At 61.8% G+C, this 17,027-nt stretch carries 16 protein-coding genes; 4 read left to right on the top strand and 12 right to left on the bottom strand.

Translation table 11 applies throughout. The annotated features are described in order from the left end of the window. Positions 1 to 11: 11 nt before the first annotated feature. Complete coding sequence (locus IVA95_RS24335) at positions 12 to 1,010, bottom strand: TRAP transporter substrate-binding protein (RefSeq protein WP_247512803.1); 999 nt, start codon at positions 1,008 to 1,010, stop codon at positions 12 to 14. Between the two features lie 910 nt (positions 1,011 to 1,920). Here IVA95_RS24335 and IVA95_RS24330 point away from each other — a divergent pair. The 3 genes from IVA95_RS24330 (at position 1,921) to IVA95_RS24325 (ending at position 3,535) form a co-directional block, all read left to right on the top strand. Continuing rightward, positions 1,921 to 2,316: a helix-turn-helix transcriptional regulator gene (locus IVA95_RS24330; RefSeq protein WP_213249670.1), complete on the top strand. Its 396-nt coding sequence runs from the start codon at positions 1,921 to 1,923 to the stop codon at positions 2,314 to 2,316. 134 nt (positions 2,317 to 2,450) lie between these two features. Next, positions 2,451 to 2,579, top strand: a complete 129-nt coding sequence (locus tag IVA95_RS38830; RefSeq protein WP_256470267.1) for a hypothetical protein — start codon at positions 2,451 to 2,453, stop codon at positions 2,577 to 2,579. Between the two features lie 134 nt (positions 2,580 to 2,713). Next, on the top strand, positions 2,714 to 3,535 hold the full coding sequence (locus IVA95_RS24325) for an enoyl-CoA hydratase (protein ID WP_247512802.1): 822 nt from the start codon (positions 2,714 to 2,716) through the stop codon (positions 3,533 to 3,535). 99 nt (positions 3,536 to 3,634) lie between these two features. Here the strand turns inward: IVA95_RS24325 and IVA95_RS24320 are convergent, their stop codons facing one another. The 9 genes from IVA95_RS24320 to IVA95_RS24280 all read right to left on the bottom strand — a co-directional run bounded on the left by IVA95_RS24320 (position 3,635) and on the right by IVA95_RS24280 (position 13,343). Next, the gene (locus IVA95_RS24320) at positions 3,635 to 4,156 is read right to left on the bottom strand and encodes a hypothetical protein (protein ID WP_247512801.1); all 522 of its coding nucleotides are present in this window, start codon (positions 4,154 to 4,156) and stop codon (positions 3,635 to 3,637) included. A gap of 95 nt (positions 4,157 to 4,251) precedes the next feature. Further along, positions 4,252 to 5,334, bottom strand: a complete 1,083-nt coding sequence (locus IVA95_RS24315) for an isocitrate/isopropylmalate dehydrogenase family protein (RefSeq protein ID WP_247512800.1) — start codon at positions 5,332 to 5,334, stop codon at positions 4,252 to 4,254. A 134-nt stretch (positions 5,335 to 5,468) separates the two neighbouring features. Next, the gene (locus tag IVA95_RS24310; RefSeq protein WP_247512799.1) at positions 5,469 to 6,539 is read right to left on the bottom strand and encodes an alcohol dehydrogenase; all 1,071 of its coding nucleotides are present in this window, start codon (positions 6,537 to 6,539) and stop codon (positions 5,469 to 5,471) included. Positions 6,540 to 6,661: 122 nt separating this feature from the next. Continuing rightward, positions 6,662 to 7,642: an oligopeptide/dipeptide ABC transporter ATP-binding protein gene (locus tag IVA95_RS24305; protein ID WP_247512798.1), complete on the bottom strand. Its 981-nt coding sequence runs from the start codon at positions 7,640 to 7,642 to the stop codon at positions 6,662 to 6,664. Then, positions 7,639 to 8,619: an ABC transporter ATP-binding protein gene (locus tag IVA95_RS24300; protein ID WP_247512797.1), complete on the bottom strand. Its 981-nt coding sequence runs from the start codon at positions 8,617 to 8,619 to the stop codon at positions 7,639 to 7,641. Before IVA95_RS24300 ends, IVA95_RS24305 begins: the two co-directional genes overlap by 4 nt. 11 nt (positions 8,620 to 8,630) lie before the next feature. Further along, on the bottom strand, positions 8,631 to 9,503 hold the full coding sequence (locus IVA95_RS24295; protein ID WP_247512796.1) for an ABC transporter permease: 873 nt from the start codon (positions 9,501 to 9,503) through the stop codon (positions 8,631 to 8,633). Continuing rightward, positions 9,490 to 10,440, bottom strand: coding sequence for an ABC transporter permease (locus tag IVA95_RS24290; RefSeq protein ID WP_247512795.1), 951 nt, complete (start codon positions 10,438 to 10,440; stop codon positions 9,490 to 9,492). The genes IVA95_RS24295 and IVA95_RS24290 overlap by 14 nt, the downstream gene beginning before the upstream one ends. A gap of 6 nt (positions 10,441 to 10,446) precedes the next feature. After that, positions 10,447 to 11,988 (bottom strand): ABC transporter substrate-binding protein, encoded by a 1,542-nt coding sequence (locus tag IVA95_RS24285; protein ID WP_247512794.1) that lies wholly within the window; start codon positions 11,986 to 11,988, stop codon positions 10,447 to 10,449. Positions 11,989 to 12,137: 149 nt separating this feature from the next. Next, the gene (locus tag IVA95_RS24280; RefSeq protein ID WP_247512793.1) at positions 12,138 to 13,343 is read right to left on the bottom strand and encodes a CoA transferase; all 1,206 of its coding nucleotides are present in this window, start codon (positions 13,341 to 13,343) and stop codon (positions 12,138 to 12,140) included. Between the two features lie 208 nt (positions 13,344 to 13,551). Here IVA95_RS24280 and glgA point away from each other — a divergent pair, with 208 nt between their 5' ends. Continuing rightward, positions 13,552 to 14,979 (top strand): glycogen synthase GlgA, encoded by a 1,428-nt coding sequence (glgA, locus tag IVA95_RS24275; RefSeq protein WP_256470266.1) that lies wholly within the window; start codon positions 13,552 to 13,554, stop codon positions 14,977 to 14,979. A 6-nt stretch (positions 14,980 to 14,985) separates the two neighbouring features. Here the strand turns inward: glgA and IVA95_RS24270 are convergent, their stop codons facing one another. Beyond that, entirely contained in the window at positions 14,986 to 16,149 is a 1,164-nt protein-coding gene (locus IVA95_RS24270) for a patatin-like phospholipase family protein (RefSeq protein ID WP_247512791.1), read from the bottom strand. A gap of 28 nt (positions 16,150 to 16,177) precedes the next feature. After that, positions 16,178 to 17,002, bottom strand: coding sequence for a 3-hydroxybutyrate dehydrogenase (locus tag IVA95_RS24265; protein ID WP_247512790.1), 825 nt, complete (start codon positions 17,000 to 17,002; stop codon positions 16,178 to 16,180). Positions 17,003 to 17,027: the final 25 nt, after the last annotated feature.

Below are 17,027 nucleotides of genomic sequence, written 5' to 3'. Positions count from 1 at the left end.
CACGACAATTCTCAGGCGACGTTGATCTTCTCGAAGATAGCTTCGGCGCCGATTTCCTTGGCGTAGCCAGCCATCACGGGATCGGCGAGCTTCTTCATGGCGTCGCGCTCCTCGAAGGGAACGCGCTTGAGCTTGCCCGCCTTCTCCAGCGTATCGAGCTTGACGACTTCCTCGCTCGACTCGAGCTGGCGGCCGTAGTCGCCGGCTTCCTTGCCGGCTTTCATGATCGCGTCCTGTAGGTCCTTCGGCAGGGTCTTCAGCGTCTTCACCGAGAAGCAGATCGGCCGGATCGATACCGCGTGCTGCGTCAGGCTGAGATGGGGCGCGACTTCGTAGAACTTCATCGCCTCAACGCCGGCGGCCTCGTTTTCGCCCGCCGAGATCACGCCGTTTTGGATGGCGTTGTAGACCTCGTTGTAGGCGATCACCGTCGGGCTCATGCCGACGGCTGCAAACGTCTTCGACCAGATCGGAGCGCCCTGCACCCGCACCTTGAGTCCCCTGAGATCGGCGAGGTTCCTGAGCGGCTTGTTGGCGAAGATGTTGCGAATGCCGCCGCCCGCATAGCCGATCAGGACGACCTCCGCCCTGGTCGCGATTTCGTCGGCCACAGGTGCCAGAATATTCTTTTCGACCACCTTATTCATGTGCTCGATGCCCTTAAACACAAAGGGTGCATCGATGAAGGGAGCCGCCTTTGCGAATGTCGACATGTGGGCCGGCGAGACGATGCCGTAATCGACCGCCTTGCCCTGCGACATGTACTCGAAATACTGCTTCTCGAGACCAAGCGACGAGTTCTTGTGCAGCGTGAAGTTGACCGGCTTGCCGTAGTACTTCTTCACCAGCTCTTCGAACCTGGTCAGCGCCTTGGTGAAGGCGTGATCGTCGTTGAACTGCACCGCCCCGTTGAGGGTAACGGGCGCCTGTGCCCTGACGATCGATGGCATGCCCAGGACGCCGGCCGCAGCCGTCGCACCAAGGCCCGCAAGTAGGGTTCTTCGTTTCATAGCTTCCTCCCCATTAACGCCCGTCCCTTGTTAGCGGGACTTTGGCCTGGCCGACGACGCGGCCACTACCGCAAAGCGTATGCAAAACGGTGCGGCTGTGGAAGCCAATTTAAGTAGTACCTCAGGCCAATAAGCCGCAGACGGCGAAGCCGATGATTGCAATCATTTTGGGCAAATCCCGCCCCGGCTCCTCGGCCGAACCTGCGTCTCCCGGGCGCCGATAGCCGTAAGCGCCCGACACCGCTTCGCGGCATGCGCGCCGCCGCGCGACATCGATCGATCGGTGGGATGCCGCCGGCACAGTACAACCGGCACGCCGCAAATATTGCGCGATGTCGGATCCGGCCCGTCCGGCGGGCAAGGCGCTCCCGTTCGAACGACGCTGCGCCAGATCGATTTGCAGGATTCCGATAGCGCGGCGAGCACGCGGCTTGCTGCTATTTCCCAGCATGCCTGGTCCGAACGCGGAGCTGAACTCTGCTGCATTTTATCAGGCATCAGTTTCCGCGGAAATTTTTAGCAACAACCGCCGATGCGCTGCGGGCGACTGCGCAATCGGCCCGGCAGCCCGTAGAAATCCGGTACTTGATCGCGACACAGTAAGCATGCCGGCCAAAATCTGTGGCCATTGAACTCGCGGTGGTTGTGGTTTGTCGAATATTTTGCCAAATGTAGCGGGCGGGGTTTTGTCAATACGCCCCGGGCGCCAACAGCTTTAGGTAGTTGGCGGCGCCGGTATCAGGATGCTTCCAACACGCACAAGCGGTTGGCTACCATCCCGCAATCTCTCAGGAATCCCGTGGTTCCCTGTACCAACTCACGGACCGGACTGACTTTAACGCGGTACATATGGATGAATCCCTGACCTACTTTTGCCAGGGTTTCCCGATTGAAGGACGGTAAAACCAGAATGAACAGATCAGCAGCGAAAAAGATGAAACAGCGCAGCGCCGGCAAACCCGATATTGAATTGGGCAAGCGGATTCGCCTGCGGCGTGTGGAACAGAAAATCTCACAAGCGGAGCTCGGCGATAAGCTCGGCGTCAGCTTCCAGCAGGTTCAGAAGTACGAGAAGGGCGTCAACCGTGTCGGCGCAGCTCGTCTTCAGCAAATCGCTACCGCGCTCGACGTGCCGGTGACGTTCTTCTACGACGGCGACGGCAAGGCGCGCGAAGTCGAGAGCCTGCTCTTCCTGGACAGCGCGTTCAGCCTGAGGCTGCTGCGCGCCTACAGCAAGATCAAGGACCAGACTGTACAGCGTCAGTTGGTGTCTTTGATGGAATCGATCGCCGCCCACGAGGGCTAGGCATTATCGCGCCTGGATCGCAGCACCGCGGACCCGATCATTCGCGCGAGAAATCGCCGGGTAGCCTGTTGCTGCGCTGGGCCAAAGCTTGAGCTGGCCGGGACTAGATTCGTACGACGCCATCGGGAATGGGGATGGCGGAGTCCAGACGCACCGCAGCGAAAAGCCGACGCGGCAAGTTTCCGACGATCACCGCCGGTTCGACCATCAACAACGACTCCATCACCGTCACGCCGATATCCCGCCACACGCAATGCGCGTGAGCCCGATCCTGCCCTGACGACCTCACCTTATTATCCGGCGCCCTCTGCTGGTCACACGTGCAAAGCCGGCAATTGACCTCGGCGCGACGCTTGTCCGACAATGGATCAAGCCTCACGAGTGAAAGCCGCAACTGATGCTCGACATCGCCAAAACTGCCGAAATATCCCATGCCGACGGCAAGATCCTGCAAAGCGTCAGCGATGGCGTCGGCGTCATCACGTTCAACAATCCCGACAAGCGCAATGCGATGTCGCTCGAAATGTGGGAAGGTCTGGGCCACGCGCTGACCGAACTGCGGGACAATCCTGACGTGCGCGTCGTAATCCTGGTCGGCGCCGGCGACAAGGCGTTCGTCTCGGGCGCCGATATCAGCCAGTTCGAAAAGACCCGCCATAATGCGGCGGCGTCGGAGGCATATTCGAAACGAAGCGAAGCACAGCGCGCGCTGCTCGCGAACTATCCGAAACCGACGATTGCCTGCATCCGCGGCTTCTGCCTCGGCGGCGGCATGCAGGTTGCGATGCTCACGGACATCCGCATCGCCTCCGACAATAGCCAGTTCGGCATTCCAGCCGCCAAGCTCGGCATCGCCTATGGCTATGACGGGCTCAAGCACCTGGTCTCGCTGGTCGGCCCATCCTGGGCGCGGCTCATCATGTACACGGGCATGCGGATCGACGCTGCGGAAGCGCTGCGGATCGGGCTGGTCGACCGCGTGCTGCCGGATGAGGAGTTATGGGACGCCACCATGGGGATCGCGCGCACCATCTCCGGCAACGCGCCGCTCGCCATCAAGGCCGCCAAGATCACCATCGCCGAAGTGCTGAAGGACGAAAGCAAGCGCGACATGGATGCGATCAAGGCGATCGGCCGCGCCTGCATGGATTCGGAAGATTTCCGAGAGGGACGAACGGCTTTCATGGAAAAGCGCAAGCCGCAGTTCAAGGGGAAGTAGTTAGTGGTTCGTACAAGATGGGTTGAGCTCTTCGCGAAACCGTCGTCGCTGAGCCACGACATATGATATCGCTGCGCTCAACTACCGCCCTGCAACTGCTCAGGCAGCGGGTTGTACCGAGGCAATGACAATCTTAGTGCTGGGCACAAACTCGTCTCGCAGGAGAGTTTGATGGAGGGTCGTCTGAAAATCGCCGATAGCGCATTCCTTCTGATCGTAATTTGTGTCGTATCCCTCCGAGAGATAAATGCACATTCCAATTACACTTGGTTCATCGAAGATACGATTTACCCAGGAAATGACTTCATCAACTCTACTCTTGAGATGCTCGATACGCTCCGTCGGTGAGAAGCTGGACGAAGGAGGATAGAATAACTCGTCCGACGTGTTCGAGACCGGTGAACCAAGTGCAAGAAATGGCAAGCGACTAAGTTGAATGTTGTCGTGGCTTGAGCCGATGATATCAAAAACGATCTTCTGATTGATATTGGCGCCGAATTGGACGCAAAGTCGTCGCTTGGCAGCCGCTTCAATCAATCGAAATAGACAGGCATCGTATTCAAGATCAGCCCACGGCTCGTTGCCGCGGAATGAGATCTCACCACATAAAAAATGACTCATTGCAGATCGCCCTGGTGGGTTGCGTAGGTTCAGTCCTTCGCGAAGCTCATCACCGCCGTCCGACGTACGATGGGTTTCGCTTCGCTCAACCCATCCTACAATGCCGCGATCACCGCCTTGGCAATATCCGCCGTGCCGTTGTTGCCGCCGAACTCCATCGGCTTGATTCCGCCCGCATAGGCCTTATCGACTGCACGCTCGACGCGTTCGCCGGCTTCGGCTGCGCCTTCAAGGCCGTGCTTCTCAGCGAGCCAGTCCAGCATCATCGCGGCCGACAAAATCATCGCGGTAGGATTGGCCTTGCCCTGCCCCATGATGTCGGGGGCGGTGCCGTGGCACGGCTGGAACACGGCATAGCGGTCGCCGATATCGGCCGAGGGCGCCATGCCGAGCCCGCCGATCAGGCCGGCGGCGAGGTCGGAGAGAATGTCGCCGAACATGTTCTCCGTCACCATGACGTCGAAATCCCAAGGGCGCTTCACCATCATCAGCGAGCAGGCGTCGACATAGAGCCGGTCGGACTTCACGCCGGGATGGCGCCTGGCCGCCTCGTCGAACATCTCGCGAAAGAACGCGAACGCCCTGAATACGTTCGCCTTGTCGATGCAGGTCAGACCGCCATTTGCCTTCCCGCGCGCTTTGCGGCGCTCGGCGAGCTTGAACGAGAATTCGAACAGCCGCTCCGAGGTCTTGCGGGTGATGACGAGCGTCTCTCGCGCCTCGGTGTCCGTGACGACGCCCTTGCCCATCGAGGCGAACAGGCCCTCGGTCGATTCCCGGATCAGCACGAGGTCGATGCCGCGCTGGTCGGCGCCGACGATCGGGCTCGGCACGCCGGGGATCAGCCGCGCCGGGCGCACGCCGGCATAGAGATCGAAATGGAAGCGCAGTTCGATCTGCGGCGCGATCTCTGTATTATCAGGATAACGTACCGACGGCAGGCCGCAGGCGCCGAGCAGGATAGCGTCCGCCTCTTCGCACAGCCGGACGGTACTGTCGGGCATCGACTTGCCGGTCGCGAGATAATTGTTGGCGCCCGCCGGCGCCTCGGTGAAGCGAAACTTCAGGTCGCTTGTCGTCTCGATCTTGCGCAGGACTTCCAGCGCCGGCGCCATTACTTCAGGGCCGATGCCATCGCCGCCGAGAACGGCGATGTGGAGAGCGTTATTCGCGGACATGGGGGTTCCTTGAAGAGATTTGGGATTTTTCCTCCTCATTGCGAGCGAAGCGAAGCAATCCATCTCGCGGCATAACGGACAGATGGATTGCTTCGTCGCTACGCTCCTCGCAATGACGACGGCGACGGTGTAACCTACGGCGTCAGTACCGCGCGGCCAACCAGTTTGCCCTTCTGCAAATCGGCGAGCGCTTCGTTGGCCTTCGCGAGCGGCATCGTCGTTACCGGAATCGGCGCGATCATTTTGTTTCGAACAAGTTCGAGCAATTCCTTGGTCTCGTGCAGGTTACCGACGTAGCTGCCCTGGATCGTGATCGCCTTGATCGGGATCAGCGGCAGTGCCCAGGGTGCGCCGCCGCCGAACAGGCCGACGATGACGAGCTTGCCGCCCTTGGTCAGGCAATCGAAGCCGAGTTGCGTGGTGGCCGCATTACCGACGAGGTCGATCACGGCGCGAATGGGTTCGCCGGCCGTTCTCGCGAGCTGCTCCAGCGCGTCCGGCGCCTTGCCGTCGACGGTTGCAAGCGCACCGGCGGCCTCGGCCGCTTCGCGCTTGCGCGCATCGATGTCGACGACGATCGCGCCCTTGCCGCCCATCGCCTTCAACAGCGACAGCGCCATCAGGCCGAGTCCGCCGGCGCCGAAGATCACGATCGGCGAGTTGAAGGCGAATTCGACCTTCTTCAGCGCGCTATAGGTGGTGACGCCGGAGCAGGCATAGGGCGCCGCGGTGACGGGGTCGAGCCCTTTCAAGTTCAGAAGGTATTTCGGGTTCGGCACGGTCATGTAGTCGGCATAGCCGCCGTCGCAATACACGCCGAGCGAGTTCGGCTTGACGACACACATGTTCTCGTCGCCGCCCACGCAGGTCGGACATTTGCCGCAGCCAAGCCAGGGATAGACCAGCGCGACGTCGCCGACCTTGAGATCGCCTCTGTCGGCGGCGGTCACGTCCGGCCCGAACGCCACGATCTCGCCGACCGTCTCATGGCCCATCGTGCGCGGCAGCGACACGCCGCGGTCCTTCAGCGACAGCGGCTTGCGGCCATGGCCGAGATCGTAACCGCCTTCCCAGATGTGGAGATCGCTATGGCAGACGCCGGCGGCCTTCACCTTGATCAGCACCTGCGTGCCCGTGGGCTGCGGCGTCTCCTGATCCACCTCCTTCAGCGGTGCGTTGAACTCGGCGACCTGAAAGCTCTTCATCGGTTCTCTCCCGTCATTCTTGTTCTTGAACCATTTCTTGGGCGCTAGATACTTCCTTCCTGAGAAGGGAGATTGCCACGTCCGTCCCGTCGAGACAAACGCGGGCGCCGCTCCTGCGGTATTCAGATCAGCGGGTGATGGCAAGCCACGAACTGGCCCGGCGCCACAGCGCGCAGTTCCGGCATCTCGTCCCTGCATCGTTGATCCGCGCGGGGACAGCGGGTGCGAAACCGGCAGCCGGACGGTGGCGCGATCGGCGACGGCGGCTCCCCTACAGGCACGGTCTCGGCGGGGCGCACATCCGGATCGGGCATCGGAATCGCCTCGATCAGGAGCGCGGTATAGGGATGCGCCGGCCTGGCGAAGAGCTGCTCGGAGGGACCGACTTCGCAGAGCCGCCCCAGATACATCACGGCGACGCGGTCGCTCACCGCCTTCACCACCGCGAGATCGTGCGCAATGAACAGCAGCGTCAGCCCGAATCGGGCCTTCATCTCCTCGAGCAGATTGAGGATCTGGGCGCGTATCGATACATCGAGCGCGGAGACCGGCTCGTCGCAGACGATGAACTCGGGATTGAGAATGAGCGCGCGCGCAATGCAGATGCGCTGGCACTGGCCGCCGGAAAACTCGTGCGGCAACCGCCCCACGACCAGGGCCGGGTCAAGCCCGACCGCGCTCAGCACTTCATGGACGAGCTGCTTGCGCTTCTCCGGATCCTTGATACCCGCGATCACCAGTGGCTCGGCGACGATGTCGCCGATCTTGCGGCGCGGATTGAGCGAGGCGATCGGATCCTGGAAAATCAACTGCACGCGCCGGCGCATCCGCCGCAGAGCCTCGCCGTGCATCGTCGTGAGATCGTGGCCGTCGAACAGCACACGCCCGGCGGTTGGGCGGCGCAGTTGCAGAACGGCGCGGCCGAGCGTCGATTTCCCGCAGCCGGATTCACCAACCAGACCCAGCGTTTCGCCGCGGGCGATCTGCAAGGAGACACCGGACACGGCATGAACGATCCTGGAACCGACAGGATATTCGACAACGAGATTGTCAACCTCGAGCAATGCATCAGACGAAATCGATGGAGCGGATTGCGGCATCATGCGTTGGCATCCGCATGGGCTTCAATTGGGTGGAAGCAGGCGAACTGATGGGCCTTTGTCTCTGCCGCCTCGAGCGTCGGTTTCTCGTTCTGGCAGCGGGCCACCGCATAGCGACAGCGCGGCGAGAACGAGCACCCCTTCAGCGGCCGCGTCGGATCCGGCGGACGCCCCGATATCGCCGGCAGCGGGGTGTGGGGCGCGGCGTCGAGTTTGGGGAGCGCCGCCAGCAGCGCTTCGGTATAGGGCATCCGCATCTTCTTGAACAACGCAAGCGTCGGCGCTCGCTCCACCACGCGGCCGGCATACATCACCGCAACGTCGTCGGTACGGCCGGCGACGACGCCGAGATCATGGGTGATGATGATCATCGCCATGTGGCGGCGGCGTTGCTCCCTCGCCAAGAGATCGAGGATCTGCGCCTGGATCGTGACGTCGAGCGCGGTGGTCGGTTCATCAGCGATCAGGAGTTTTGGTTCGCACGACAGCGCGATTGCGATTGCCACGCGCTGCCGCATCCCGCCGGAGAGCTGGTGCGGATACTGCGCCAGCCGCTGCTCGGGCGCAGGGATACCGACCGCCGCGAGCAGTTCGACGCTACGCCTGGCGGCGGCGGCGTCGTCCAGTTCGAGGTGCTCCTGCAATGTCTCGATCAACTGCGTGCCGATCGTGAGCACCGGGTTGAGCGAAGTCATCGGATCCTGGAACACGACCGCCAACGACCGGCCGCGCAGCTTGCGCAGTTTCTCCGGCGGAAGCTGCAGCAGGTCCTGTCCGTCGAACATCACCCGGCCGGAGAGCTTTGCCTTCTTGGGCAGCAATTGCAGGACCGCCCGCGACAGCATGGTCTTGCCGCAGCCGGATTCGCCGACGATACCGAGCGTGCGCCCGGCGCCGACGGTTAGGTCGACATGGTCCACCGCGCGCAGATTGCCGCGCGGCGTCGGGAAATCGACGACAACGTCTTCGACAGAAAGCAAGTTATTCCCGTTCACAGCGCGCCCTGTCGCGGATCGGTCAGCGCCCGCAGCGTGTCGCCGACCAGATTGAAGGAAAGCACGGTGAGAAACATCGCCGCTGCCGGCAAGAACGCGAGCCGCGGCGCCACGTCGAGGCTCTCGCGCCCCTCCCCGATCATGCTGCCCCAGCTCGAGATCGGCGGCGGCACGCCGAGGCCGAGGAATGACAACGAGCCCTCGACGACGATGGTGATGGCAACGCCGAGCAGGAAGAAGGCAAACAGCGGCAGGATCACGTTCGGCAACAGTTCGCGCAACAGGATGCGCGCATGCGTGGCGCCCAGCGCCTGCGCCGCGATGACGAATTCGCGCCGTGACAGCGTCAGCGTCGCAGCGCGCGCCACTCTCATGAAGGCGGGAATGCCAAGGAAGCCGAGAATGAGGGTGAGATTGAGAATCGACTGGCCGAGATACGCCGTTACGGCCAGCGCCAGGATAAGCGGCGGAAACGCCAGCAGCACATCCATGCTGCCGACAACGATCGATTCGAACCGGCCGCGGAAATAGCCCGCGAGCATGCCGAGCGCGCCGCCGATGGTGAGCCCGATTACAGGCGCGCACAGACCGACCACGAGCGAAATCCGCGCGCCGTAGATCAGGCGCGAAAGTTCGTCGCGGCCGAGCCCATCGGTCCCTAGCCAATGTTCCGCAGAGAACGGGGCCCGTCGTTCCAGCATGTCCATGTCGGTCGGGCTCGGCAGCGGCAGGGCGGGCGCAAAGACTGCCAGCGCGAAAACGAAAGTCATCCAGCCGATCGCCGCCCAAAACAGTATACCAAGCCGCCGGCCCTTGCGCGCGGGCTGGGTTACAGCCACCTCGGCAAGATCGAGTTCAAGCGTGGCCATGGCGAATCCTGGGATCGAGAACCGCGTAGAGCATGTCGACGATGAAGTTCATGATGACGAAGCCCGCCCCGACCAACAGCACTACCCCCTGCAGAATGATCAGGTCGCGCGTCAGAATCGCACCGATCAGCAGCCGGCCAATGCCCGGAAGCGCAAAGATCGTCTCGACGATGACGGCGCCGCCGATCAACCGGCCGATATTGATGCCGGTGATCGTGACCAAGGTCAGCGACGATGGTTTGAGGGCATGCACGAAGAGGATTCGCGCCGGCGTCAGGCCTTTTGCCTTGGCGAGCGCAATATAATCTTCCTGCAAGGTCGCAATCATGTCGGAACGCAGCACGCGCATGATGCTCGGCCATTCCGCCAGTGCCAGCGTCAGCGACGGTAAAACGAAGAAGCGCAGGTTGGCGAGCGGGTCTTCGCCAAACGGCACATAGCCGGTGGCCGGCAGCCAGCGCAGTTCGACCGCGAAGAAATAGATCAACAGGATCGCCGACAGGAAGGTCGGCACCGACAGCATGCCGAAAGCAGTGCCGGTCATGAAGCGGTCGAACGGTCCACCGCTCCGCGCCGCGCAGATGATCGCCAGGGGAACGCCGATTCCGAGCGCGCCGAGTTGCGCCAACAACATCAGTTCGATCGAGACCGGCAGCCGCTCGGTCACCGCCTGTAGCACGGTTTGCCCGGTGCGGAACGACCGGCCGAAATCGCCATGCAGGATGTTGCCGAGCCAGCCGAGGTAACGGATCCAGACCGGCTGATCGAGCCCCATGTCCTTGTGAAGGGCGGCGACGTTCTCCGGCGTCGCCTGGTCGCCGAGGATCGTATAGGCGAGATCGCCCGGCAACAGCGACGCAATGAAGAACGTCAAAAGCGATACGGCGATCAGGACCGGTATCAGGTACAGAAGCCTACGCGCCACGAAGAGCAGCATGGAAGATCATTCCAGCCAGGTGTTGGATACGTCGATCACCCCGCTGTACATTTTTGGCAAGCCCTTGAGCTTCGCGCTCGACAGCGCGTAATAGGTGTTCTGGAAAGTCCAAAACCAGATCGCTTCCTTGTTGATAATACGGCTGATCGCGCAATAGTCCTCGATGCGCTTGTTCACATCGGCCGTGGTCCGCGCGCGCTCGAGCAGATTATCGAGTTCGGGATTGGAATAGTTGGCGAGCGCAACCGGGCTGCCGGTACGGAAGTTGGCATACATCTGAATGTCAGGATCGGCGAGATCGATGATTCGCCATGGCGTCAGTTGAAATTGACGCATGAAGGCACGAGGCGGGATCGTGGCCTGGTCAACCTGCTCTATCTCCATGTTGGCGCCGGCCCGCTTCCAGAACTGTTGCAGCACCTGGCCAACGGTACGCCCCCGGGGCGTCGCCGTTACGAGCATCTTGAATTCGACGGGCTTGCCGTAGTCCTTGATCAGCGCCTTGGCGTTCTCGAGGTCTTCGGGAAGCGCACCATCGTCCTTGCATTTGACCCAGGAGCCGTCGCCGTAGGGGTTGCTGGCAGGCCTTGCGAGACCATTGGTAATTGCCTGCGACATCTTCTTGCGGTCAAGCGCCATGACCAGCGCCTGGCGGACACGCACATCGTCGAACGGCGCGACCTTGGTATTGAAGGCGTAGACCTGCGCGCCGGACCCGACATAGGTGTGCACGGTCAGCTTCGGATCCTTCTGCGCCTTCATGATGTTGTCGGCGTCGTATTCGTCGTCCCAGATGATATCGGCCTCGCCGGATTGCAGGCTGGCAAAGCGCGACTGCGCGTCTGGCAGCGGCTTGAGGACGATGCGGTCGAGATAGGGACGGCCCTTGTTCCAATAGTCGGGATTTTTCTCAAGCACCATGCGGTCGCCCGCGCTCCATGACTTCAGGATATAAGGTCCGGTGCCGACGGGATTGCGGTTGTAGTCATCGCCCTTGGTCTTCCACGCAGTTGGCGACTGCACCGAATTGTTGGCGCTAGCAAAGCTCACAAGTGCCGGCATGTTCACCTGTGGGTCGTTCAGATTGTAGACCACCGTCAGCTCGTCGGGTGCCTGCACGTTGTTGACGTAGGCGATGTAAAAGGCACAGCGACACTTATTGGCAGGATCTTTCTGCCGATCGAAATTTTCCTTGACCGCTTGGGCGTTGAAGGGTGTGCCGTCGTGGAATTTGACGCCAGGTCGCAGCTTGAAGGTCCAAGTCTTGAAGTCCGCGGAAGGAGTCCAGGACAGCGCAAGTTTCGGTTGCACACCGCCCTTATCGTCCAGAGTCGTTAGCGTGTCGAAAATCGCCGCCGCTGCAGTTCCGGCCGAGGTATCGAACACACCGACTTTCAGAGGATCGAAACCGGGGATATCGAGCTCAAGGCCGAAGGTGATGCTGCCGCCCGCCTTCTGCGCGCTGGCCGGCATTGCTGACAATGCCACGCCAAATCCCGCCACAAGAAATATTCGCGCAAGCGCGCTCGAACGGGTCGCCGCTTCCATGGATGTTCCCTTCGATATGTCGTTCGTCCGGTATTCCGGATCGTCGATGTCTATCGGAGATTGTCCGGAAACGCCGTCGCGGGCAAGGGCGTTTGCAGGTGGCGGATGAAAAGCCGCAGCATCGACACCTTGCGTCGCGACGCCCGCCGTCAGGCGCGCTCAGCCAACTGCGCCTTGCCGGCGAAGGATGCGATCTCGTCCTCCGACAGGCCGGTCTCCTTCAGGTAGGCACGCGTGTGCTCGCCGAGCGTCGACATGCGCTTCGCCGCCGATACGTTGGCGCCCGACATGCGGAACGGCAGATTGAGGACCTTGAAGGTGCCGCCACCGTCCTCCACCTCGGCCAATGCGCCGCGATGGGCAATCTGCGGATCGCGCAACGCTTCGGCTACCGTGCGATAGGCCGATGAGGGAACGCCATGCGCATTGAGCGCGGTGAGGCACTGCGCGGTCGTCACGGTGCGCGACCACGCTTCCACGCCTTCCATCAGGCTCGTCCAGTTTTCCCGCCGATCGGAATATTTGGCAAACCGCGGATCGCTCACCCACTCGGGATGACCAATCACCTGCATCAGGCTTTGGAAGGTTTTCTCGCTGGCGATTGCCATCATCACATAGCCGTCCGTCGTCTCGATCGGTCCGAACATCGGCCGCTGCGTCGGCTTCACCTCGAATTGCGACCATTGCAGTTCGTTCAGCGTCAGGCTCAGCATGGATTCCAGCATCGAGACGTCGATGTGCTGGCCCTGCCCGGTTGTTGTGCGCTGATACAGCGCCGCCGAGATCGCACCGAATGCGTAGACGCCTGTCAACACATCGGCATGATAGATGCCGCAATAGTCCGGCCGGCTTCGTCCCGGCTGATAGGCCAGATGCGCCATCTCATAGCCCGATGCCGCGTGAATCACTGGCGCATAGGCCGGCAGCTCCGCTGACGGCCCGGTCTGGCCATATCCCGAGATCGAGCAATAGACCAGTTTGGGGTTGAAGCCGTGCAGGGAGGCATAGTCGAGCTTCAATCGCCGCATCACGCCGGGGCGAAAATTCTCGACCAGCACGTCAGCAGTCGCGGTCAGTCGGCGAACGGCTTCGACGCCCCTGGGCGATTTCAGATCGAGCACTAGGCTGTTCTTGCCGACATTGAGCTGGCCGAAAGCGGTCGAACAATTATTGCGAACCGGGGGACGGGTCCGCATCGTCTCGCCTTCCTCCGTTTCAATCTTGATGACCTCCGCCCCCATATCGGCTAGCATGCGCGTGCAGTGAGGCCCGGCAATCGTGGTTGAGAAATCGAGGACGCGTAGGCCTGCGAAGCTGCCTGTCATATTCCTCTGCTCGTTACCGGCTATCGTCATTCTCGTGTAGCTCCTTGGGCCTGACGGCACTTGTTGTTGGTGTTGCTAGCGCGGCGTGACCCTAAAGGGCGCCGCCGCGGCAGGAAAGTCTTTAGCATTAGGAACCGATAGCGAGGGCCCGGCATTATCGCCAGTAGACTGGACCTTAAGACTAAACTGGACCCTTTCTTGCATTTCCCCTCATCAGAGGCTGGTAGAGGGCATTCCTTTGAGAGTCTTATTCATCACTACGGAAATGGATGATTTCGTCCGGGTGGGCGGGCTCGCTGCCGTGTCCGCCGCCCTACCCCGGGCGCTTCGCCGACGAAGCGACGTCAGGGTCATGCTGCCCGGCTATCGGGACGTCGTCGAGCAACTCACTCACGTTGATATTGTTGGACAATGTGACGCGCTGGCGGAGATGCCGGCCTGCTCGGTCGGGCGGGCCGCGACCAAGGACGGCCTACCGGTGTACGTCCTGCTCTGCCCGCAGTTGTATGACCGGCCCGGCAACCCCTATGGCGATGAATCCGGCCGCGACTGGCCCGACAACGACATCCGCTTCGGACGGTTTGCATCCGCTGCCGCCGAACTTGCCTTGGGCAAGGTGGACAAGAATTGGGCAGCGGACCTGGTTCACGCCAATGACTGGCAGGCTGCATTGACGCCGGCCTACCTGGCCTGGAAGGACGCAAAAGTCCCTTCGATCCTGACCATCCATAACCTCGCCTATCAGGGACTGTTTCCCCCGGACTCGCTGCGCCGCATCGGGGCGCCCGAAAGCTCCTTCCACATCGACGGCCTCGAATTCTACGATCACGTGTCGTTCCTGAAAGGCGGCCTAGTTTACGCCTCGCATCTGACCACCGTTAGCGCGACTTACGCAAAGGAGATCACGACGCGCGAGCTCGGCTGCGGGCTCGAAGGCCTGCTGAAGCGCCGCTCGGACGCCGACCAACTGACCGGCATCCTGAACGGCATTGATGAAAGCTGGGATCCGCGCGCCTGCGCACAATTGGCGCAAACTTTTGGCGCTGGCGATTGGGAAGGCAAGCAGGCGAATGCAAACTATGTCCGCAGGCAGTTTGGCCTGGCGGTATCACGCGGGCCGATTTTTGCGCTTGTCGCCCGCCTCGTCCACCAGAAGGGCGTCGACCTCGTATTGTCAGCCGCCGATAACATCATCGATGCCGGCGGCCAGATCGTGGTGACCGGCAGCGGCGAGCCCCACATCGAGAAGGCGCTGGTCGAGGCACATCTGCGCCGGCCGGACGCGATCGGTGTCGTCATCGGCTTCAATGATGGACAGGCGCGGCGGATGTTTGCCGGTAGCGATTTCACGCTGATGCCGTCGCGGTTCGAGCCGTGCGGGCTGAGCCAGATGTATGCGCAGCGGTTCGGATCGCTGCCGATCGGCCACCAGACCGGCGGGCTGGCGGAGACCATCAAGGACGGCGAAACCGGATTCCTGTTTTCGAAGCCGTCGCCGGAGTCGTTTCTCGGCGGCGTGCGGCGGGCGTTCGAAGCCTTCCGCGCCAAGGACCGGCTCGACACGATGCGACGCAACGCAATGGCACGATCGTTTAGCTGGGACCTTTCAGCCGCCTGCTACAACGCGCTCTACCGCAAGACAGTCGCGCCTTCCATCGCGGCGTAATCCGATCTACTCCGCCGCTTCCGGCATCACCTCCGTCTGCTCGTGGAGAATGACGCCGGATAGCGGATCAAATTCGCCGACCCAGGGCTTCTTCTCGAGCACTGCTTTGGTGTGGCGGTAACCGGCATCCCAGCGCTGCATGATTCCGGATGGACTGAAATCGATATCCTTGGTGTGGTCCTCCCGGCTGAGCTGCGGGGCGAGCAGCCGCACCACATGCATCCGGGTCGGACAGCCATAACCCGTCAGCTCCCTTACCGCGTCGCTGTTGCGCTCGGCCTCCGGCAGACGCGCGGCGAGCTGGTTGATGACGTGTCGCAGCCGATGCGCCTGCTGCTGTCGCGCGATGTGGCTGGCGATCCGGCTAGAATACTGCACGTCCTTGTGCCGGTTCAGCACCTCCGCCATCGTGGTCGGCTCGGCGCCAGACGGATTCCAAAGATGCACGGCGAAGACCAGCGAGTTCTTGCGCGGATTATCGTCGAAGACGGCTTCCGTCGGCGTGTTCGACAATATGCCACCGTCCCAGTAAAGCTCGCCATCGATGCGGACCGCCGGGAATGCCGGCGGCAGCGCGCCCGACGCCATGATGTGCCTGACGCCAAGTTCGCAGTCCCGGCTATCGAAATAGCGCATCTGGCTGGTGCGGACATGGGCGGCGCCGACCGTCAGGCGTGGCGAGCATTGATTGACCAGCTTGAAATTGACCAGCTCGCTTAAGGTTCGCTCCAGCGGCGCGGTCGAGTAATAGCCGGCATTGTCAGCGCCGAGCGGATAGGAATCACCGGCATGGGCCAACGGGTTGGGCCGAAAGAACCCGGGAATGCCGTTGGTCACGGTCGACCAATAGGAAAGCTTTTCGTTGAAACCTGGAAAGATGTCGCGAAAGGTCCAGACCGGATTCTGTTCCATCTTCTTCCAGAAATCACGAAGCCGTGACAATCGGTTCTGCGGCGAGTTGCCGGCGATCAGGCTCGCGTTGATCGCGCCGATCGAGGTGCCGATGATCCAGTCCGGCTCGATCCCGGCCTCATGCAGCGTCTGGTAGACGCCGGCCTGATAGGAGCCGAGCGCGCCGCCGCCCTGCAGTACCAGCACGATCTGACCCGGCTCGGACCTCGCCAGCGATCGCAAGCTCGGCGAAGAACCGATGTCCTGAACGTCCTTCATGTCACGCTCCCTCGAAAAATTCGTTGCGCTAGTGCGCGGTCCAGCCGCCATCGACCGGCAGCGCGACGCCGGTGATCGATGCCGCCGCGTCGCTGGCGAGAAACACCGTCAGCGCGCCGAGTTCTTCGACAGTGGCAAAACGCTTGTTCGGTTGCTGCGCCAGCAGCACGTCGTGGATGACCTGCTCGCGGGAAATGCCGTGCGCCTTGGCCTGGCCGTCGATCTGCGCCTCGACCAGCGGCGTGTAGACGTAACCCGGGCAAATCGCGTTGCAGGTGATGCCGTCTTCCGCGGTCTCCAGCGCAGCTACCTTGGTCAGGCCGACGATGCCGTGCTTGGCCGCGACATAGGCCGCCTTGAACGGCGAAGCGACCAGGCCGTGCGCCGAGGCGATGTTGATGATCCGCCCGAACCTGTTCTGCCGCATCGCGGGCAATGCCAGCCGCAAGGTGTGAAATGCCGATGACAAATTGATCGACAGGATCGCGTCCCACTTCTCGACCGGAAACTGATCGAGCGGCGCGACGTGTTGAATGCCGGCATTGTTGACCAGAATATCGAGCCGGCCGTGACTGGCGACCGTGTTAGCGATCATCTCGGCGATTGCTTCCCGGCTGGTCATATCGGCCGGGGAATAGCTGACGTCGACGCCGAAATCGGCGATAAGCTGATCGCGTGTCTTGGCTATCTCGGCCGCGAGGCCGAAACCGTTCAGCACCACGGCCGAGCCGGCTTCGGCCAACGCGCGGGCGATCCCGAGCCCGATACCGCTGGTCGAGCCCGTGACCAGCGACACCTTGCCTGTCAGCGGCCGCAAGGCCGAAGCGCCCCGTGTCTTGAGCTGAATATTCATGGGCCGCCCTTTCGCGTGGCTGGTC

It is taken from the genome of Bradyrhizobium sp. 157 (genome assembly GCF_023073815.1).
Taxonomy (GTDB): Bacteria; Pseudomonadota; Alphaproteobacteria; order Rhizobiales; family Xanthobacteraceae; genus Bradyrhizobium.
This window is presented reverse-complemented; position numbering and strand designations above follow the sequence as displayed.